This window comes from Zunongwangia profunda SM-A87, assembly GCF_000023465.1.
Taxonomy (GTDB): Bacteria; Bacteroidota; Bacteroidia; order Flavobacteriales; family Flavobacteriaceae; genus Zunongwangia; species Zunongwangia profunda.
Window position 1 is genome coordinate 543,297 of the sequence record NC_014041.1, and the last position, 20,729, is coordinate 564,025.

14 protein-coding genes and 1 tRNA gene are annotated in these 20,729 nt (G+C 35.2%); 6 read left to right on the top strand and 9 right to left on the bottom strand.

Annotation, left to right across the window (positions count from 1 at the left end; all coding sequences use genetic code 11):
* Positions 1 to 7: 7 nt before the first annotated feature.
* Entirely contained in the window at positions 8 to 3,313 is a 3,306-nt protein-coding gene (locus tag ZPR_RS02500) for a glycosyltransferase family 117 protein (RefSeq protein WP_013070034.1), read from the bottom strand.
* Positions 3,314 to 3,619: 306 nt separating this feature from the next.
* Here ZPR_RS02500 and ZPR_RS02510 point away from each other — a divergent pair.
* A tRNA-Gln gene (locus ZPR_RS02510) sits at positions 3,620 to 3,692 on the top strand.
* 99 nt (positions 3,693 to 3,791) lie between these two features.
* A complete protein-coding gene (locus ZPR_RS02515; RefSeq protein ID WP_041578587.1) occupies positions 3,792 to 5,585 on the top strand; it encodes an SLC13 family permease in 1,794 nt (597 codons plus the stop codon).
* A 459-nt stretch (positions 5,586 to 6,044) separates the two neighbouring features.
* Here ZPR_RS02515 and ZPR_RS02520 read toward each other — a convergent pair whose 3' ends face one another.
* Positions 6,045 to 6,419, bottom strand: coding sequence for a hypothetical protein (locus tag ZPR_RS02520; RefSeq protein ID WP_013070036.1), 375 nt, complete (start codon positions 6,417 to 6,419; stop codon positions 6,045 to 6,047).
* A gap of 907 nt (positions 6,420 to 7,326) precedes the next feature.
* Here ZPR_RS02520 and ZPR_RS02525 point away from each other — a divergent pair.
* Genes ZPR_RS02525 through ZPR_RS02535 form a run of 3 tightly spaced genes read left to right on the top strand, consistent with a single transcriptional unit; the run spans position 7,327 to position 14,571 of the window.
* The gene (locus tag ZPR_RS02525; protein ID WP_041578589.1) at positions 7,327 to 10,296 is read left to right on the top strand and encodes a SusC/RagA family TonB-linked outer membrane protein; all 2,970 of its coding nucleotides are present in this window, start codon (positions 7,327 to 7,329) and stop codon (positions 10,294 to 10,296) included.
* Positions 10,297 to 10,306: 10 nt separating this feature from the next.
* Entirely contained in the window at positions 10,307 to 11,704 is a 1,398-nt protein-coding gene (locus ZPR_RS02530) for a RagB/SusD family nutrient uptake outer membrane protein (RefSeq protein ID WP_041578590.1), read from the top strand.
* Positions 11,704 to 14,571 carry a M16 family metallopeptidase gene (locus ZPR_RS02535; protein ID WP_041578592.1) on the top strand — a complete coding sequence of 956 codons (2,868 nt, stop codon included), beginning with the start codon at positions 11,704 to 11,706 and terminating at the stop codon, positions 14,569 to 14,571. Before ZPR_RS02530 ends, ZPR_RS02535 begins: the two co-directional genes overlap by 1 nt.
* 150 nt (positions 14,572 to 14,721) lie before the next feature.
* Here the strand turns inward: ZPR_RS02535 and ZPR_RS02540 are convergent, their stop codons facing one another.
* The 7 genes from ZPR_RS02540 to ZPR_RS02570 form a co-directional block, all read right to left on the bottom strand.
* A complete protein-coding gene (locus ZPR_RS02540; RefSeq protein ID WP_049771411.1) occupies positions 14,722 to 15,006 on the bottom strand; it encodes a DUF6520 family protein in 285 nt (94 codons plus the stop codon).
* 68 nt (positions 15,007 to 15,074) lie between these two features.
* Entirely contained in the window at positions 15,075 to 15,542 is a 468-nt protein-coding gene (locus ZPR_RS02545; RefSeq protein WP_049771412.1) for a MauE/DoxX family redox-associated membrane protein, read from the bottom strand.
* Between the two features lie 87 nt (positions 15,543 to 15,629).
* Positions 15,630 to 16,562 carry a helix-turn-helix domain-containing protein gene (locus ZPR_RS22395; RefSeq protein ID WP_013070041.1) on the bottom strand — a complete coding sequence of 311 codons (933 nt, stop codon included), beginning with the start codon at positions 16,560 to 16,562 and terminating at the stop codon, positions 15,630 to 15,632.
* A 21-nt stretch (positions 16,563 to 16,583) separates the two neighbouring features.
* Entirely contained in the window at positions 16,584 to 16,955 is a 372-nt protein-coding gene (locus tag ZPR_RS02555) for a DUF7793 family protein (protein WP_013070042.1), read from the bottom strand.
* A 386-nt stretch (positions 16,956 to 17,341) separates the two neighbouring features.
* Positions 17,342 to 17,911, bottom strand: a complete 570-nt coding sequence (locus ZPR_RS02560) for a YceI family protein (RefSeq protein WP_013070043.1) — start codon at positions 17,909 to 17,911, stop codon at positions 17,342 to 17,344.
* A 100-nt stretch (positions 17,912 to 18,011) separates the two neighbouring features.
* The gene (locus ZPR_RS02565; RefSeq protein ID WP_013070044.1) at positions 18,012 to 19,292 is read right to left on the bottom strand and encodes a hypothetical protein; all 1,281 of its coding nucleotides are present in this window, start codon (positions 19,290 to 19,292) and stop codon (positions 18,012 to 18,014) included.
* Between the two features lie 22 nt (positions 19,293 to 19,314).
* The gene (locus tag ZPR_RS02570) at positions 19,315 to 19,854 is read right to left on the bottom strand and encodes a YceI family protein (RefSeq protein WP_013070045.1); all 540 of its coding nucleotides are present in this window, start codon (positions 19,852 to 19,854) and stop codon (positions 19,315 to 19,317) included.
* A 298-nt stretch (positions 19,855 to 20,152) separates the two neighbouring features.
* Between ZPR_RS02570 and ZPR_RS02575 the strand changes: the two genes are divergently transcribed.
* Entirely contained in the window at positions 20,153 to 20,647 is a 495-nt protein-coding gene (locus tag ZPR_RS02575) for a UpxY family transcription antiterminator (protein ID WP_013070046.1), read from the top strand.
* Positions 20,648 to 20,729 lie beyond the last annotated feature (82 nt).

Below are 20,729 nucleotides of genomic sequence, written 5' to 3' on the forward strand. Positions count from 1 at the left end.
TAGATTATTATTGATCAGCATTGATAGCAATTGAATCCTGAGCGGCTTGTCCCTGATTAAGTTCCTGCTCTAATTGTTGTTGTCGTAATTGTTCTTCGGGAGAAACTTCAGGTTCAATACCTTCTTCTTCCGAATAAAAATGCTGAAATTTTTTCAGGTAATTATTAAATTCTTCTGCTTTTTCTTTTACGATCTCTTCATCTTGATTTCTAACAAGAATATCTATGAGTCCGCGGTAGCGTTCAACATCTGTAAAGATCTCTTCAGCATAACGGCGCTGTCTCTGGAAGTCCCAAGTGCTATACCAGTCTAGATTTTGCTTATATTTTTCAGCTACTTTATTCCAAAGTTCTCTTGCCTTTTCGTCTTCGCCAACTTTATAGTAACCATCAATAAAGGGTTCTAAAAGGGTGTAATATTCATAATAATCTACCGGCATATTCTTCATACCAAGATCAAGAATTTCTTTAGCACGCTCTTTATCGCTATCATTAAGAAGGTTTTCGACCAGGCGGGCGAGGTTGCTCCTGTAAGTGATCGAATTCTTGCGGGTTTCCGGATCATGGTAAATATTAGGATCTCCCATGTTGCCCCAATCCCAATGGGTTACGATATCGTACATTTTATCGGTGTTAAGCCTTCCCATATCAAATGGGTTTCTTGGATTAACCGGAGTTTTGATAGGAACAAGTTTATAAGCAACACCTTCTAATTGAAGATAATCTTTCATCCATAGATAGTCATCGTCGCCATAGCTGCCACCGGTAAAATAAATTGGACGCTCCCAGTTATTGTTGGCAATAATGTCTAACATTAACAGACGGTTTTTATAGATCAGATTAGAGCCAATTTCGATATCGATATGATCTACGATTTGATCGGCTTCGCTAGGATCTACAATTCCGTTTTTCAAAACAGCTTGCTTGTCTACAGGGATTCTTACATGTTTAGATGGGTAAGTGTTGAAAGTTTCGTCTTTAGAGTATTCCAGCTTGGTCCTTGGATCGTCACTTTCAATGTAATTCATCCATTGTTTGATATTTAGGGTGTCCTGAGTGATCTCTCGGCCTACCACAATATCGTTTTTACCACTATAAAAATCATGCTTTAATTGCGAAGGGATAGGATCACTATCAAAAGCTTTACGCTTCATCTGGTCGATATACCAATCTGTTGCAAATAAGCTGGTGTTTATAACTCTAACATCAAGCCTGTATCGTTCTATTTGCTGTGCATACCAAAGTGCGAAGGTGTCGTTGTCTCCAATAGTGAAAATAATTCCGTTTTCATCTACCGAGTCCAGATACATTTTAGCCATCGCTAAGGCCGAATATTTATCTGATCGATCGTGATCATCCCAGTTTTCTGCAGCCATAATTCCCGGGACAATAAGTGATGCTATAATAACAATTGGTGCAGCAAGTTTTGGGGATAGGTATTCTTTTAATTTGTCATAAATCGCGTACACCCCGAAACCAATCCATATCGCGAAGACGTAAAAAGAACCTACCAGTGCATAATCTCGCTCTCTTGGTTCAAAAGGACGCTCGTTCAGGTAAATTTTTAGTGCTATACCAGTAAATAGGAAGAATACTAATAGCACCCAAAAATTCTTTTTGTCCCTGTTTAAATGAAAAAAGAATCCAATAAAACCTAAAATAAACGGTAAAAAGTAATATGTGTTTCTTGCCGGGTTGTTTTTTACATCGTCGGGTAAATTATCCTGTGGCCCTAGATGCCATTCATCTATAGGTTTTATTCCGCTCAACCAGTTGCCATGTAAGTCGGTGTATTTTCCCTGAATATCATCCTGTCGTCCTACGAAATTCCACATAAAATAACGCCAGTACATATAACCAATCTGATATTCCAATAAATAAGAGAAATTAGCAGACGCAGAAGGTTTTTCAACATTGATGTAATCACTGAATTGTTGAAGAAATTTATGATAGTCGGAATTGTCAAGTTCGCCGTTCGAGTATCGTTGTTTAAATTGAGAAATAGCCTGCATTAAGCGTTCCTCGCCCTGGTATTCCTCTTTAACGGTAAATTGAAGCGGACCGGTAAGGTCCATATAGTTTGCGGCATGCTCTGTACTCCACATTCTTGGAAGGAAGGTTTTGTGAGCATCGTCCAGGTTTTGCTTGGTATTCTTCCAGTCATTTATAATAATATATTTACCGAGCTCTTCATTTTTCTCATACTTCGGTTTTTTATCACTATATGGATTTTCTGCATCTAGGCCAGCATACATCTCAGACCATTGCGGGCCGAAGAAAAGGTGCGTCTCACCATATTGCTCCCTGTTATAATAGGCCAGTAATTCTCTGGCGTTATCTGGGCTGTTTTCATTAATTACTGTGGGGGCATTGGATCTAATGGGCAGCATGATCCAACACGAGAAACCAATTAATATAAAAAGAATACAGTGTAGGAGGGTGTTTACTTCGGTTTTTTTGTTTTTAATACTCCAATTAATTCCGAAGTAAAAAATAGCGATCATTGCTAAGAACGCTACAATGGTACCGGTGTTGAAAGGCATTCCCAGGGAGTTTGTAAAGAAAACCTCTGAAGCAGAGAAAAAGGTAAGTGTATAAGGTAATAATAGTTTAAAAATAAAGAGCAGCACGGCTACTACTACAATATTGGCAATGATAAAATTCTTAATAGTAACTTTAGGATAGTTTTTAAAGAAATATAAAAATCCGATGGCTGGGATGGTAAGAAGACCCATAAAGTGAATCCCGAAAGTGAGCCCTGTGACAAGAGAAATTAAAATTAACCATTTATTACCGCGGGACTCGAACATATCGCGTTCCCAAAGCAGTCCTAGATAAAACATGATAGACATTAAGCAGGCTGCTGCTGCATAAACTTCGGCTTCAACGGCGCTAAACCAAAAACTATCTGTAAAAGTAAAAGCTAAAGATCCAACTGCTGCACTTCCCAAAACAGCAAGTTTTCCTGAAAAACTCAGACTTTCAGCAGGACCCGAAATTTTTCTTACGAGAATTGAGATCGACCAAAACATAAAAAGAATCGCAAAGGCACTGGCAAGGCCAGACATAAAGTTTACCATTAATGCGATATTTGAACTGTCTGGGGCAAAAGTAGAGAAAAAGGCACCTAACATCTGGTAAAGCGGGGCTCCCGGGGGGTGTCCTACTTCCAGATTGGCAGAAGTTGCAATGTATTCTCCCGCATCCCAAAAACTTGCGGTAGGCTCTAAGGTCGAACTATAAGTAAAAAGTGCGATTGCAAAAACCACCCAACCGGTGATAATATTCCACTTTTTAAAGCTGAATTCTGTCATTTGTTATATTCTTGAATCTTGTGTGGCGAATTTAATAATAAAAATATTGAACGCCTTAATAACGCTGATGTAAAGTGTTTTATTTTTTGTGATTTCAGGTGAGAATGATGATAGCAATGCTTCTTTTTAGCTATTTTAAAATAAATAACGAGAAAAATAGCGATAGCTTTAGCTTGTTGATATTCTGTATTTTGAGGAATTACTTGTTTTTTGAACTGAAAAAAATGTGAGGGATAATTAAATTTTTTTTGAAAAATATTTGTGGAAATGAAACTTTGTTTTAAATTTGCATCCGCATTACAGCAATGGCCTATGGTGTAACTGGCAACACGTCTGGTTTTGGTCCAGAAGAGTCTAGGTTCGAGCCCTAGTAGGCCAACAAGAAAAAGCCCTCAATTTTGAGGGCTTTTTTATTTTGATCAGGCTTAGGATTATTTATCTTTGATTTTTGGAAATACTAACTATAACCTGAAATTTCATGTCTGTAGGGGCAATCATAACACTATGTGTTATAGTTTGTGCAATTATACTTTTTGCAACAGAACTTTTATCTATTGACCTAGTAGCCTTATCGGTTATGTTGGTTTTAATCTTGACCGGAGTTATTTCTCCACAGGAAGGAGTGAATGGTTTTAGCAATAAAGCAACGATGACCGTTGCATTTATGTTTGTTCTAAGCGCAGCCTTATTGAAAACAGGTGCTTTACAAGTAATGGCGCATCGATTATCCTCGATTTTTAGGCATCGTTTTAATATGGGGATTGTTTTAATGATGATTTTAATTGCCGGAATTTCCGCTTTTATAAATAATACCCCTGTTGTTGCTGTTTTTATCCCGGTGGTGATTCAGATAGCTCATTCTTCCGGGCAAAGTCCTTCAAAAATGTTGATACCTCTTTCATTTGCCTCGATTTTTGGAGGTAGTTGTACTTTAATTGGAACTTCCACAAATATTCTGGTGAGCAGTATCTCTGAAGCAGAATCTGGCATCCCAATCTCAATGTTCGACATGACCCCCCTGGGTTTAATTTTTATGATTGTGGGGATATTGTACATGATACTTATTGGAGTTAAACTTTTACCGGATAGGAAAACAAATAAGGATCTAAAAGCAAAATTTCAAATGAGCGGTTATTTGACCGAAATTGAACTTTTAGAAGATTCGGGCTCCATTGGCAAAAAGATTATGGACTCTGGTTTGGTAAAGGAACTGGAAATGGATATTATCGAGATTCGTAGAAATGGACAAAAATTTACCTTACCGGCCGGGGATTTTATTTTGCAAAGTGGGGATGTTCTAAAAGTAAGATGCGATGTTGGAAAGATAAAATCTTTAAAGGACAGGGCGAAAATTGTTGTTGGTACGTCCATAAAGATTGGGGACGATGATCTAAAAGGAACTAATTCTACTATAGTAGAATTGGTTTTAACCGCAAATTCTGAAATTGATGGGAAAACCCTTAAATCTATGGATTTTAGGAGAAGATATAGAGCTATTCCTTTGGCGATCAGGCATCGGGAAGAAGTAAGACACGATCAGCTTTATGATGTAAAACTGAAGGCCGGGGATGTGGTTTTGGCAGAGGTTAAAACGCATTATGTAAAAGAGTTAAGGAAAAAAGGGAGTGCGCAAAACGCTCCTTTTATAGTGCTTTCTGAAGATGTGATTACAGATTTTGATAAAAAGAAATTCTATACCGTGATTAGTGTTATATTGGGAGTGGTATTATTGGCAACCTTTAATATTTTAGATATTATGGTAGGAGCTATAACTGGGGTGACATTGTTGGTGTTACTGAAAACAATATCGATGAAAGAAATGTACCAGGCGATTAACTGGAAAATCATTTTTCTTTTAGCTGGAGCATTAAGCATGGGGACTGCAATGAATAATACCGGTTTAGATCTAAGTATTGCGAATACACTTATAAACACTTTAGGGGGCTGGGGGCCGGTAGCTATTGTATCGGGACTTTATTTGCTAACATCAATGCTCACAGAAATTATGTCGAATAATGCAGCTGCAGCTTTGCTGACTCCTATAGCAATTGCAACTGCCGTTAATTTAGAGCTTAGTCCTATGCCGTTTTTAATGGCAATCATGTTTGCAGCATCCGCAAGTTTTATGACTCCTGTAGGCTATCAGACCAATACCATGGTGTATAGTGCGGGGCAGTATAAGTTCTTTGATTTTGTAAAAGTGGGGACGCTGTTGAATATCTTATTTTGGATCATCGCCACACTTTTGATTCCCTTGCTTTATAAGTTTTAATAAAATCTATGTTTAAAAAGCTTAAATTTATTGTGTTTTTAAGTTTTTTGAACTTTTGGATCAGAGTTCTGTAAAAATGAAAAATTTTAAAGTAAAGATTTATTGCTTTATTGAAGAAATTGTTTTAGCTAATTCAGCATCTCTCATTTTTACGAGAATGGGATTATTTTTATCTTTAAAACTGTGACTAGTTTTTGTATCTAGGATTGAAACTTTTTGACAGATAGCGATTTTAATGATAAACTTTTGCATCCAGAGTATTCTATTAAGTTACTAGGATTGGAATTCATCTGATTAATTCCATTATTTTATTTATATCACAGACAATTAAATATTTCCTGATAAGTGGATAATGATGATGCATTATTATCGTTTATGACTAAAGATCGAGATAACTAAATTTGTTGTATAACTATGGTTCTAAAATTATTAGAAAAAAGGAATCAAAAAATCTATCAGCTAATCGGTTGTTTCTCGTTCAGTAGGCAAAAGTTTAGAAATATCTCTTTTTGTATGATTGCGTAGTGCTTCACGCATAGCAACTTTAAGTACAATCTCATAATCAGTACCTGTAATGTCTGCGGTATTCAAGATATTTTCTAAGGTTAATTTTCTTGGATCATTATATCGATCGACCATTGTTTCGTAGCTTATACCTAGGGCAAATGGCATCCCGGTAGAATATGTACTGGAAACTTCTTTCATCGAACGAACATCGCCAGTAGTAAAACGAGACTTAAGATTTCTCAAGGCTTCGTTCATTGTATTTGGGTTTACTCTTTTCTCGTATTTTGCTGAATTATTTTCTTTGGATTTATGTGCATTTTTAGCCATAATAGTATGATTTCTATAAATTCACTCTAAGATGACATCTTGACTAATACATTCAAATAAATATCACATTATACCAAATAAATATCAGAAAAAATATGATAATTATTTGTTTTATTTGTATAATATGGGTAATATTGTATATGAAATTCAAGTTAATTTATGATATATAATAGATTATATCATAGAAGAATTGAAGAAAATCTGTGTTAACAAAGAGTCTCGACCGCAAATTCCGACAATTTGTAATCAGAACGAGACGGTAGGTTAATGCCCAAGGTGATATTTTGTGTACATTCGTACCGCAATAGCACTAAGGGCTCTATCGTAATTCCGTTTCTGATAGGCGTCGGAACCTCGCGGTACGGTTGATAGAGCCTCCCTGCTATTTTTTTGTAATGGCTCTATACATCCAAAGAGACTCGTTTTCAACTTAATGATATGAAAACGAGTTTTTTATTTTACACAAATCATGCGACCAGTAAGCCATCTTTTTACGGACTGTCTGTTGCTGAGCGACTATTTCCGATTAAACCCAAGAATCCGATATAGTTATTGGAACCTGTTGTAATTTTTATTAAAGAGCACATGGAAACCCTGCTCTTCATCTGCTCATATTTGTCAATTTAATATTATAGGTGTAGTTCTTTTTTAGGCGAGTAAAACCTATAATTTAATATGATAATACTGGCTTGTTAATAGGGATTTATCTTTTAATAAACAAGTAAAGTTGTAATATGTCCCCGTTGTTCGGTATTGATATTTAATATTAACCTAAACTAGAAATTATAAGAAGAAACGAAACCAGATTGAATTGGCTTAAACTAGACCTTCCCCAGGAGATTGGAGTCGATTGGGGAAGGCTAAGGTTTGATTAACTAATAAAGTAACACAAAACCACAGCGAAATTATGAAAAATTTTTACAAGTACTGCAAATTTGGAGTGCTTATACCCCTATTATATATATATCTTCAGCTAGAGATCGGTAAAGTCTATAGTCAAAAAATTCAAAATCAGCAGACTGTTTCCGGTATCATTAGTAATCAAAATGAACTTCCTGTTCCGGGAGTAAATGTTCTTATTAAAGGTACCGCTACCGGAACCATAACCAATTTAGATGGCTATTACAGTATTCGTGCATCTGTTGGTGATACCCTAGTGTACTCTTATGTAGGCTATCAAACCATAGAAAAAGAGTTCACGCGCGGGTATATGGGGGATATAATAATGCAACCGGCAGCCGATGCATTATCCGAGGTCATTGTTAACGCCGGGTACTATAATACTACTGGGCGAGAGCGAACGGGGAATATTTCCAGAGTTACTGCGGCCGAAATAGAAAATCAGCCATTGGTAAATCCCTTGCAAGCCCTTCAGGGTAGAATGGCAGGGGTGGAGATTTCACCAGCTAGTAGCCATCCAGGAGGAGCAGTTCGAATACGGATAAGGGGAATTAATAGCTTGCGCGAAGAAGGAAATCTTCCTTTGTATATTATAGATGGGATGCCGGTGAATTCTACCCCAATCGAAAGTAATTCACTTATAGGCAATCGAGGTATTGATCCACTTAATAATTTAAATATTTCAAATATTGAGAGTATTGAAATCCTTAAAGATGCTGACGCTACTGCAATCTATGGCTCTAGAGGAGCAAACGGGGTTGTTTTGATTACCACAAAATCGGCTAAAAGAAGCAATGGAACCGGATTGGAAATAAATATGTATGCAGGAGTAGCTACTATGCCTAATCGTTTAGACCTACTGAATACGCAAGAATACTTACAAGTTAGAAATGCAGCTCTTGAAAATGATGGTCAGGGAATAACCGAAAGGAATGCTTATGATTTGTTGGTTTGGGATCAGGATCGATACACCGACTGGCAAGATTTTCTTTTCGGTGGATCTTCAGAAACATTGAATACCAATTTGAACTTCTCAGGAGGTGATGATCTCACGTCCTACCGAATTGGAGGATCTTTTTTTGATCAGGGTACAATTTACCCTACTGACTATGAATATCAGAAAATAACTGGAAATGTAAACCTGAACCATCATTCTAAAGATAATAGGTTCTCTATAGCTGCGGCGCTTAACTATGGTGTGGATGATAATACCTTGGCCGGTAATATAGACCTAAATGCTTCAATTTTCGCATTACCACCTAATGCCCCGGAGGCTTTTAACTCAGATGGGAGCTTAAATTGGGAGGATTGGAATTTAGCTGGATTAGATAATCCATTGGAGGGATATTACAATTCCAATGTGACCACTTCTAATAATTTGATTTCTAATATAAATTTTACATACGAACTTTTTAAGGGGTTACAATTAAAAGCAAATTTAGGATATACTCACTATAGCAGTGAAGAACTGTGGAAATTACCCGCACGATCTAATAATCCGCAGGATTCCTATATAAGTTCATCCTATCATTTAAGTAATGGAAGGGAGTCATGGATAGCGGAACCACAACTTATTTATGACAATAAATTTAGCAAACTAAATCTTCAGTTTATACTTGGTTCCACCTTTCAAGAAAATACATCAGATCAAACATCCTTTCAGGGCTATGGATATGCATCTGATAATTTGATTGGTAATATTGCTGCCGCTGAAACTATTCTCAACGCCAGAAATGTAAATTCTATGTACCGCTATAGTGCTGTATTTTCTAGAATAGGGATTAATTGGAATAGAAAATATTATCTGAATCTTACAGGTAGAAGAGATGGGTCTTCCAGATTTGGTTCCAATAATAAATTTGCCAATTTCGGGGCGATTGGTGTAGCCTGGATTTTTAGCGAAGAGGAGTTTTTGAAAAAACTCAATTTTCTGAGTTTTGGGAAGTTGAGGAGTAGTTATGGAAGTACAGGAAATGATCAGATAGGGGATTATGGATATTTAGATGCTTATGAACCTACGGTTGGACCGGGAGGACTTATTCCTGTAGGCCTGGCCAATCCAGATTATTCCTGGGAGGTAAATAAAAAGTTTGAAGCAGGATTAGAACTCGGTTTTTTCCAAAATTGTTTAGAAACCGAAATAAGCTTTTATCAAAATCGGTCTTCAAATCAGCTTGTAGGTTATCCACTTCCATATATTACTGGATTTAATTCAGTTCAGGCGAATTTACCAGCAACGGTAGAAAATAAAGGTTGGGAGTTTGTGCTGCATACCAGAAACATCGAAAATTCAAATTTAGCCTGGAATACTTCTCTAAATTTCACTATTCCAAAAAATAAGCTTGTTGCTTATCCTGATATTGAGGAATCTTCCTATGCTAATACATATAGAATTGGAGAACCGCTTAATATTTCTCTGTTATATGAATATACCGGAGTAGACGCCGAAACAGGGCGCTATAGTATTAGAGATGTAAATGAAGATGGAAGATATGATTATCAGGATCAAATCATTGTTTTTAATGCAAATAGGGAGTTTTATGGAGGTATTAATAATTCTATTGAATACAAAAACTTTTCACTGCAGTTTCTATTTGAGTTTGTAAAGCAAAAGGGGACACTTAATTTGTTTAATGCAGGACCTATAACAAATGTACTGGACGATGTCCTAGTAAATAACAGATATCAACAATTTTCACAAAGTGTTGCATCACAAACAGCCTATAGGAATATGTCAGAGAGCAATTTCACAATTACAGATGCTTCTTTTGTGCGTCTAAAAACGCTATCGCTTAATTACTCGTTTCCAGAAGAAATAACGAAATCCCTAAGGTTTAAAGAGCTTCAATTATATATACATGCACAGAATCTTTTCACCTTAACACCGTACGAGGGGTTGGATCCTGATCGTCCAAATACGGGTACATCATTTACTAATTTAAGAAGTATTACCGGTGGTTTACGTATTAATATCTAAAAATCATAAAATGAAAAAATATACACATAAAGGCTTCATTTTTATAGTAATGTTGGCATTTCTAATACTTTCCTGCGAAGATTTCCTAGAAATAGAAACTCCGAGAAACAGAATGGTAAGTGAAGAAGTATTTTCTTCAGAAGAAACGGCTCTTAGTGCTATCCAAGGCATTTATAATGAACTATTTGTTTCTGCATTTAGTAGTGGAGGAAGGAATAGTGTCACTTTTCTAACTGGCCTGTCCAGTGATAATTTAGAGGGGCTATCATCTTCCAATATTCCCAGAGTTCAATTAGATGAACATGAAATAACCGCCGATAATGAACTGATTTTATACCTGTGGACGAGTGCTTATAACACGATCTATATGTGCAATGCTTTTCTTGATGGGATTGCTAATTCTGATGAGCTCAATATGGAACTTCGAGGTCAATTGCAGGGAGAGGCTTTGTTTATCAGAGGATTTACTTATTTCTATCTAGTAAATTTATACGGAGATGTCCCTTTGATTACCTCTCCAAACTATAGCGAGAATGCCGTATCAGATAGAACTAATTCAGAAGAAGTGTGGAAACTTATATTCGAAGATTTAGAGACTTCTTTGAATCTGCTTCCGGAATCATATAGAAATAATGAGCGTACAAATCTAACGAAGTATGCCGCACTTACTATGTTAGCCAGAGCTTCATTGTATAGGGAAGATTGGAAAGGAGTGGAGAATTATAGTACTCAGGTGATAGAAAGTAATCGTTATGACCTATTAGAGGATCACAATGATGTTTTTCTTGCCAATAGCAATGAGGCAATATGGCAGATTAGTCCGTTAGGAAATGGTCAACAAAGCTCACAGACTAACGAAGGTGGTCTTCTGATCATCGATCCTGTCCTTTATTTTGTAGCAGTAGCGCGTTTAAATGAAGACTTTTATGAAACATTTGAAGAAAATGATTTGCGTCGTCAAAAGTGGATAGGCTATAATGAGGCTATAAATGTATATTTTCCTTATAAGTATAAAGTGTGGACAAGTAATGATTTACCTCCGCTTGAATATTCCATGGTATTACGCTATGCGGAACTGTATTTAATGCGAGCAGAAGCTCAAACACATTTAGGAAATTATACCGAAGCCCTTCAGGATTTAAATGTTATTCGGGAACGATCAGAATTGCCCTCTATTTCAACAGAAGATGTAGTAAATCAAACCGAGATATTAAATTTTATTATGGAAGAACGCCGAAATGAATTTTTCGCAGAATGGGGCCATCGATGGTTTGATATGAGGCGAACGAATCGTCTTGAAGAAGTGTTCGGAGAAAGACAAACCTGGCAAGCTACAGATGCATTGTATCCAATACCCAACGAGGAACGCAGGAAAAATTTAAACCTAACTCAAAATCCTGGTTATTGATGAGTAAAGAAAATAGAATATACATAACGTTTTTATGTCTTATAGTAGCATTTGAAAGTTTAATTGCACAGACCAATGTTGGTAATAGGCCTTTAACACTAGATAGTAGTGTAGTGCATGGGGAATTGGAGAGTGGAATGCAGTATTTTATAAAACCACTTAAAGATCAGAATAAATTGCAATTACACTTAATAGTAAAAACCGGTTCCTATTTTGAACATGAAGATGAACATCAATTTGCTCATCTTATAGAACATTTAGCCTTTAAAAAAAGTATCAACTTACCTGAAGGACTTAAAGAAAATAAGGTATATCTGGATAAACTAAATATGGATTCTTATGATCTGATTGGTAATACCGGAACTAAAACAACCAACTATTACTTTAATGCACCAGCTGGGAATATGGAAGCCATAAAAGCTGGTTTACTTTGGTTTCATGAAATAGCGAAGAACGTAGATCTATCAACAAATAGTATTGATCAAGAGCGGGGAGTACTACTTCAGGAATTTTCAAGAAGTGAACATGTATTAAAATATAACTTCTTAGCGAGCAAGTTAGATACAACTTTGTTTCCCTGTTCAAAATTAACTACTGATGCTGTAAATCATATGCAAAGCTTTCCAACTGAAAAAGTAAAAGAGTTTTATAAGAAATGGTATAGACCTAACCGAATGGCAATCCTTATTACAGGAAATGTAGAAGATACTCACCAATTAAAAAAAATGATCAGCGAACAAATGAGAGACCTTCCTATATCAAGCTCATTACATTTCGACAGGTATTGTGATTCCTTATATTTTTTTAAGAAAAATCAGACTGAAGTATTGAGATATCAACCTAATAGTGAGGAAGTAGTTCAAACATCTCCTTTGCAACTTAATCTCTATTTTAAAGATCCAAAAACATGGCATTTTATAGGGAGTATGAGAGGATCATTTAGGGAGATAAAGATGAATCTTCTCTTATCCATATTAAATAAACGTTTAGAGCAGATAGGAGCAGAGTATAATTTGAATGTTTCAAGTCAAGTGTACCATACAGCCTTGGCAAATAATAAACAAAAAGGAAAACCAGTAAGCGCTTTAAAAATTATATTTTATTCAGACCCTGGAAATGAAGAAAGAGGTATTAGGAATATGTTTACAATCCTTAATCAAATAAGGACTTACGGCGTTTTTTCTGAAGAACTAAGAGTTGAAAAGGAAAATTTACTGAAAAGCTTTTCTGAAGAAAAGAATCATTCCATCAGATACTGGGATGAAGAAATGGGAGCGTATTATATGGGATTTGGTGCATTGCCTGAAAATAAATTGGAATTACTTAGAGCATATATTAATTCGGTTACAAATAAGAATATACTTGAACTTGCTAAAGAAGTGTTCAATAAATTCCCGGAAGATATCGGTATTATTGTTCCGGAATCTTATAAAGGAGTTTTAGATTCCAAAAATGTAGCCGCAGAATTTATCGATGGGCAATTTAAAAAGAAAGTAAAATCATATGCACTAGAAAATAAAGATTATAAAGTTTTAATTGCGAATAATTTTGATTCATCAGCAATGTTAAGCATTCCGACTCGACAACCTGGGCTTTTGCAAAGTTCAGAATTACATCTCAGAAATGGTCTGCGTTTGATTTTAAAACCTCAGTCAGGTGATCAATCAAATAAGGTTAAGATTCATGGATTTCGAGAATTTGGAGCTGCTCATTTAGATAGGGAAGATTACTATTCAGCACTTTATATGCCAAAGGTTATTACACATATGGGGTTTGGTCATTTAGATAAATTTGATTTAAATGAATTATATAGCCAAACAAATACGCTGAAGTTAGGTGTGAATCCTTATATTAATGCGTTAGAATCTGGTTTCAAATTTTCGGTATCACCGGAAGAAACCGAACTTGGATTTCAGTTAATTAATCTGTTCATTAATCAGCCTAGAATAGACCAATCTGCATTTGTTGATTGGAAAGATTCCAGTATGAAATTCACAGAAATAGGGAGTGATGCTTGGAATCATTTTCTTGATAGTATGAATGAGTTCTCAGGAGATACTCTTAACATACCATATTCTGTAAAAGCTTTGAATATGATTCCTAAGGTTAACTATTCCAAAATTAAATTAATTCATGAACAGGTATTTGCACATGCGAATGAATTTACCTTTGTTATTACCGGTGATTTTCAAGAAGAAAAAATTATTAAACTAGCAAATAAATATTTAGGAAAACTTAAAAATGCTTCTCATCAAACGAATTTAAATTGTGAAAAGAGGTTTTCTAATTGCAGTGGTGTTAATGTAGTCGAGATTCCAGAATTTTTTGATACTAAAAATGCTTTTTATGGAATAGAGTTTCTAAAAGATCATGAAGCTTTTAGTTGGAAAAAGGAAATAAGAATACAGCTACTTGGTATTTTGGCGAATGAATTATTGAATCAGTTTCGAATGAATGAAGGTTTTTCACTCTATGATTTTGGAGCTACCGGACAGTATAATGATGAACTTAGTAGATATGAAATCCGGTTCGTATTTTCAAGTACACCTGAGGAATTGGATCGATTGCGTTTGAGAAATAAGAAAATAATTACAGACTTACAGCATGGTTCCTTTCCGTCAAATTATTTGTCTGTAGCTAAATCAAAGATAATTAAGTTTTTAAATTATAATCAAAACCCGAGTAAAATGCTTTATAGCTACTACCGTTTTGAAAAACCTGTAATTGAAATGGATAAAAAATTAGAATTATTGGAAGGAATAAATTTGGAGGATATGGTTGAGACTGCTCAAGAAATCTTTAACAATGGTCAGGAATGTGAAACAGTCTTGATAAATACTCATGATCTAAATAGTGTACATCTTTAGATATATTGTTTAAAGATAGATAAAATCAAGCAGAGGGAGCTATATAGCATTTATTCTCTAGCATACGATCATATAAATTCATTTTTGATTATTAGTCTGTTAAATTAAAAAGCACATCCCAAAAAAGGATGTGCTTTCTTTTTCAAACCCCTAGAAATTTAATTCTATAATATTGGGGTTTTCCGAAACACTTGTTTTTCGCGTGTCCAAATCCATTTCATCGTAAACGTCGAAAGTGGGTCCATTCACGGAGGTACTTACCTGACAGGTATAGGGGTCATCTTCTTGATTAGAACAATTTTGCTCATCAATTTCAAGCCAAGAATTATTTACTCGGATATAATCACTGGCCTGCTCTTTAGTGTTTACTGTCGTAAACGACATTCCGATAGTACTAACAAAGGCTAGTGCTGGTAATAAGCTTTTAAATTTCATAATTTTAGAATTTAAATGGTTAAACAAATGCCTACTTTTTTCTACAGGTGTTCGGCTAATTCCCTGATCTATCGCGATAATTTTTTTGGTGGAGAAAGTAAATAAATACCGGACAGAGCGAGCGCTTCGCTAAACAGATTAAATAGGAAATGCTGCTTCCAACTCATTTCTGCTAATATTCCACCACAACTACATGGTTGTTGCATCGGAAATATTACAATCCATCCGGTATACATTATGAAAACAAAAATTAAAATCCCCGCACATATAAGCCCAGTATATCTGAATTTAGAAAAGCACAGGCTCAAGGCCGTTGCAATTTCCACAGCCGGAAGTCCCCAACTTATTATTAAAGCCAATGACTTTCCGAAATAAAGTGGTGTGTTCCTTAAACTGGTATAAAGCGGATCAATATCAATGAGTTTAGATCCTCCCGTATAGGCAAACAGCAATATGAAATAACAAATTATCCCGTACAACAAGTTCTTCTGTTTCGAATGCGCTAAGCCCGACCATTGTGTTTTTTCTTCCAACATTCCTTCTTACTTTTAAATCTTAATCTTTTTTATAATGGATTAAAATTATATATAAATACATTTTAATGAGGAAGATATGTTTAGTAATTAGGATTTATCATCTAGTTTTCGAAGTTCTGAAGGACTAATCCCATAGGTCTTTTTAAATAAGGCAGAAAAAGTTGAGGTGTGTGGAAATCCGAAGAGTGTTGCTATAGTATCAATATTTTCATCGGTACTACTAAGTATCATTCGAGCATGATGCAAACGCTCCTTACGGTGATATCTATAAATAGTATCATTATATAGTTCTTTAAAGCCTTTTTTTAATTTATCCTGATTCATAAACATTGCTGAAGCCAGTTCTTCTATAGTCGGTAATTTTTTCTGTAAGTGTCGATCAATATAGAATTTAAGCTTTTGAATCGTTTCAATGTCCTCCTTGGTTTTTAATATTTTAAGGGGAGTTTCCTTTGCTTTCTTATTTTGTAAGACTTTGCGCTGCTCCTTACTTATCATTAATGGGTTAGATTCAATAATCTGTGAGCCCATAATTAAATAATGATCTTTTAGTTTGGGATACTGAATATGGAATAAGGTGCAAAATAGTTCCTGAGATAAGCCTTTATTAGTTGTGAAGCTCATGCGAAAAGGACAGCTTTGTCGCTTGCTATTAGGGAAGCTTTTGAACTCTTTTCTGAGGACCTCAAGATCATCCTGATGAATTAAATCGAATATCGATGACTTTCCCGGAATAATGGTATGAGGTATCGGAAATGAAGTTGTAATTAATTGGTATTGAGTGTTCAATAGAAAAATATACTGCACAATACAGCGCTTTATTTCAGATCTGGTGCCAAATATAAATGGATTATAGGCGTGACTAAGATCATCGCTAAGCATATTTATAGAGCTAATAATATCTTCGATATTATCGTTATGATCAGATCTGGGTATTCTGTGGGTAAAGTTACCCGACCCCATTAATAGCAATACTTCCTTAATTGCCTCAAGCCGTTTTGTATTTTCAGGTTGGTTCATGGTATTGTGATTTAGGTTAGGTTACAGCTGGTGTATATAAGCTTTTCCCTCAGTAGGATCTCTAAAAATCCGTATGGGAATACCAAACTTTCGGCTAATTTTATAATAGCGTGCAAAGGTATCTGTGCGATGCTCCTCAACAATAAAAGCAATTGCGATAATTCCCCAAACTCCTTCTTTGGTCAGGTATATTCTGGCATCATAATCCACTTTTAAAAGTCCTCGAATATCACAATAGACGGCATATTCCCTCGATTGCTGAAACTGAAGTCGATCCGCAACAATTTTTTTGGCGCCCTGGAGGTTAAGTATAGTATTTGGTTTAAAAATTACATAAAGAATATGATCTTCAATCCAGAACTCCGCATAAATATTCGAGTAATGCTTCTGCATTTGAATATAATTTGGGGGGAGTTAAGATTCTAAGTTAATGAAATCGCTTTAAATGTAATTATCAAAGAAGAAGTGATTCATATATAACAGGAATTAGTTATGCAGAAGTGTTTTTATAAACTGATCCTGGTTTTAATAGTTATAGGAGTGGGTAAGCCAAACTTTTTTAGTAGGCTCCAATGCATTGAACACTTTATAAGTTCTGAGTATAACAATGGCGATACAATGCTTTGTTCGATGTTTTAATACTCATTACTAAATCGTTTGATGTATTTTGACAGGCAGTCACTTTGATGGTAGAAGAAAGAAACCATGAGTAATAGCTAAGTATTCGCAACGCCTATGGGGCAGGGGAGAATACTAATATGCATCTAGGTTACTTAAATCTATTCCTCAAAATAAAGGTCAAAATCAATTTGTATTTCTTTTTTTACTTTTATCAAGCCAAAGACTTTTTTAGGAGGTTCCAGTTTAAAATCATCAATATTTAAATGAATTATTCCGGTATAATTTGACTTTAAGTTGTCAATTTTTACCGGAACCTGATAAGATTTTTCAATTCCGGCAATTTCAATATTTAATGTAATTAAAGCAGAGTGCTGAGTTAGGAATTTAAGTTCTTGCAGATCCAAAAAAATAAATGGATATTGTTCAGATTTAATGAGTGCTTCAAAATCCCGGTTTATGGGTCGGCTTCCGCAATCAAATGCCTTCGCATTAAGTTTTAGAGAAGTGTTTTCGAAAAATAGTGTTTGGTTGTTCCTTCTAAATCTTGTGCTTAGTTTTTCGGGCAATTCTTGCGGATTAAAAACACAGGTGAAACTATTGATATTGGTATCTCCACTAATTTTTAATTGAGATTCTTTAGAAATCAGTAATGTTTTTTGTTCCAGATTTTGCGAGGAGAGTATAGTACTGGTTAATAGAGTAAATAGAAAAATAGCTATAGTTTTCATTGCAAGGGGAATTTAATGAAACCTTCATCTAAAATTAAACTAGAAATAAGAAAAATAGGAGAGCGATTCCTTCGCTCTCCTATTTGTAATTTGAATTTATTTAAAAGCTAATCACTGCTTCAACTGTTGCGCCGTTGAATTTACCGTCGTTTAAAATACTTGTTTGGCTAAAGTCATCATAGTTTTGAACTACATATTCAGCTTTTAGTAGAATGTTTTTGGTCATAAACCATCCTGCGGCTGCTTGAAATCTGTTGATGTTTACATCTTGTCCAGAAATATCTTCAGCGTCAACTACATTGTAACGAGCACCGATGTACATATTTTCATCAAGTCCAAATCTGTAAATTAACTCACCTGCATATTGGTTAGCAGTTCTGTCATCAACTTCAGCACTGCCTTTTCCTGTAGCAGTTTCAATGGTTCCAAAGAATTCAAGACCTCTGTATTTCACGAAAGGGTTAATCATTATGGCAGTTATTTCGTTAGATAATTTAGGGTCGTATCTTGAAGCTCTGAAATCATCGCTTTCACTACCTAGTGCTTGCATTACATTATAATATCTGGCACCTGCTCTATCTGCGCTGTATAAATAAGTGTTAGGAATATAGCCAGTGTTATACATAGAACCAGTAAGGCGTACTCTTAAATCATTATTAATTTGTTTGTCATAACCTAATTTTGCAAGGAACGATGCTCCACCGGTTTTGCCATAATCATTTTCGCTAACAGATTGATTCAATTTACCATTGGTAAAACCTACCATACCTATAAATCCGTTACGACGATAGTATAGCTCGGCTCCTACTTCGGTAGTAAAAGCATCCATAATTAGGTTTCCTACAAATGGATTGTAGATAGCTTGTGCGTTATCTGATCTACGGAAGTGAGCATCACCATAGTTATTTTCCATATGACCAATTTTAATAGTGGTGTATTTCATAACATCCTCTAAAAAGTTTTTGTGCACAAAGTCTAATTTATCTACCAACAAATATCCCCCTTTTACATAAGGTTCATTGTGGTGTCTGGAAGACAAGTAAGTACGTAGGTGCATTCTAATCCCTTCGTAAAGCGCAACGTCTATATCGAAATTGGCAGTAGGAAGGTTAAAGTTTTCACCTATACCTTGTATTTGATACCCCTCTAAATTAGCATTTTCGTTATCTAAAGCCTGGAACTGTAAGGCGAAGGCTCCACCAATTCTAACTTTCAATCCATCGAAGGTAGAAATGGTATCTTTAGGGGCTTCAAAAACATTTATACCATCCTTGTCTGGTTCACGATAATTATCAAGATTTCTGTCGTTTTGTGCTTGTATATTACCGATTCCAAGGAATAAAAAGGAGGCAATTGCGAAGATTTTAAATATAGTTCTCATATTAATAGTATTATGTTGTTGATTATTGGTTTACTTGAAAATTAAAGTTTATGGTTACTTCTTCCCCTGTTTTAATGGTTCCCATAAGTGCTGTTGGAGGTTCAACACCGTAATGAGTCATGTTTATCTTGTATTTTCCTGAAATCTCTATGCTTTCACCAGATTTTTTGGTACTTACTGGAATAGAAACTGTTTTGGATTTTCCGTTAATGATAAGATGACCTTTTATTTTACTGGAACTTACTTCTGTAGAGCTGAATTTTATAGTGGGGTAATCATCTTCGTTAAGTGCTTTGTAAGCATTTTTGTCCATTCCTCCTTTTCCGCTTTCCAGGGATTTAACGGGGATTTCTATTGAAATTTCAGAAATAGTTCCGTTGCTGCTTTGAACAGTTCCTACAGCTTTTTCTGAAGTCATTTCCCAGTCGTGAATGTTGGAAGTACCTTCGACAAGGATTTCAGTTTTAATTGGTTTTAGGTTCTGACTGTTTACCGATGCTCCTACAAAAAGAAAAGCTAGTAGGGCGAATACTGCATAATAGTTGAGGGATTTTGTTTTCATGGCTTTATTGTTTTTGTTTGATACAAATGTCTCCCAATAGGCCAGTTTAAATTATGATTATTATCATGTTTCGTAGAAAATACGGTTAGTTTTTGAAGACTTGTTAACTATAACGCTGTAGTTTTGGAAAGGTTTAGGTGTATCGGTAAATAATTCATTCGTACGGATAAAATCGAGTGAAAACATTTATATTTACAACTTCAAAATTCAGATCAACGAAAATTATTTAAAAAACCCCCCGGATTCGTTTTTTAAATTTCTTACCCCAGCTAGTTTTCAATATTTAAAAGTTATTGGTATGCCCTGGTATGTAATTTATACAAAACCAAAATCAGAGATTAAGACCGCCCAAAGGCTGGAGAAAATTGGGGTAGAGGTTTTTTGTCCCGTTAAGAATGAGATACGACAATGGAGTGATCGTAAAAAAAAGTTTACAGTCCCATTATTTACTTCTTATTTGTTTGTTAGGCTGGAGGAAAAAGATCGTGCAATCGTGTTTGAAGTGCCTGGAGTGAATAATTATTTATTCTGGTTAGGGCAACCTGCGATAGTTCGTGATAATGAAATCGATATTATTAAAAAGTGGGTAAATGACGATGCAGTAGAGGATATACAACTGATGCATTTAAAAGCAGGAGACCGTCTTATCATTAAAAAAGGGGCTTTTAAGGATAGGGAAGCAGTGGTACAGAAGATAGGAAAAAGAAGATGCAAACTTGTGTTACCTACTATGGGAATATTGCTGGAGGCTAAACTAAATGAAGTTTGCGCTTCTGAAAATTATAGATTATAAAAAATAGGGCTATTGCAATTACAGTATTACTATTAAAGTTAATTGTTTTTTGTAATTAAGATAATAGTAACAAAATCTTAAA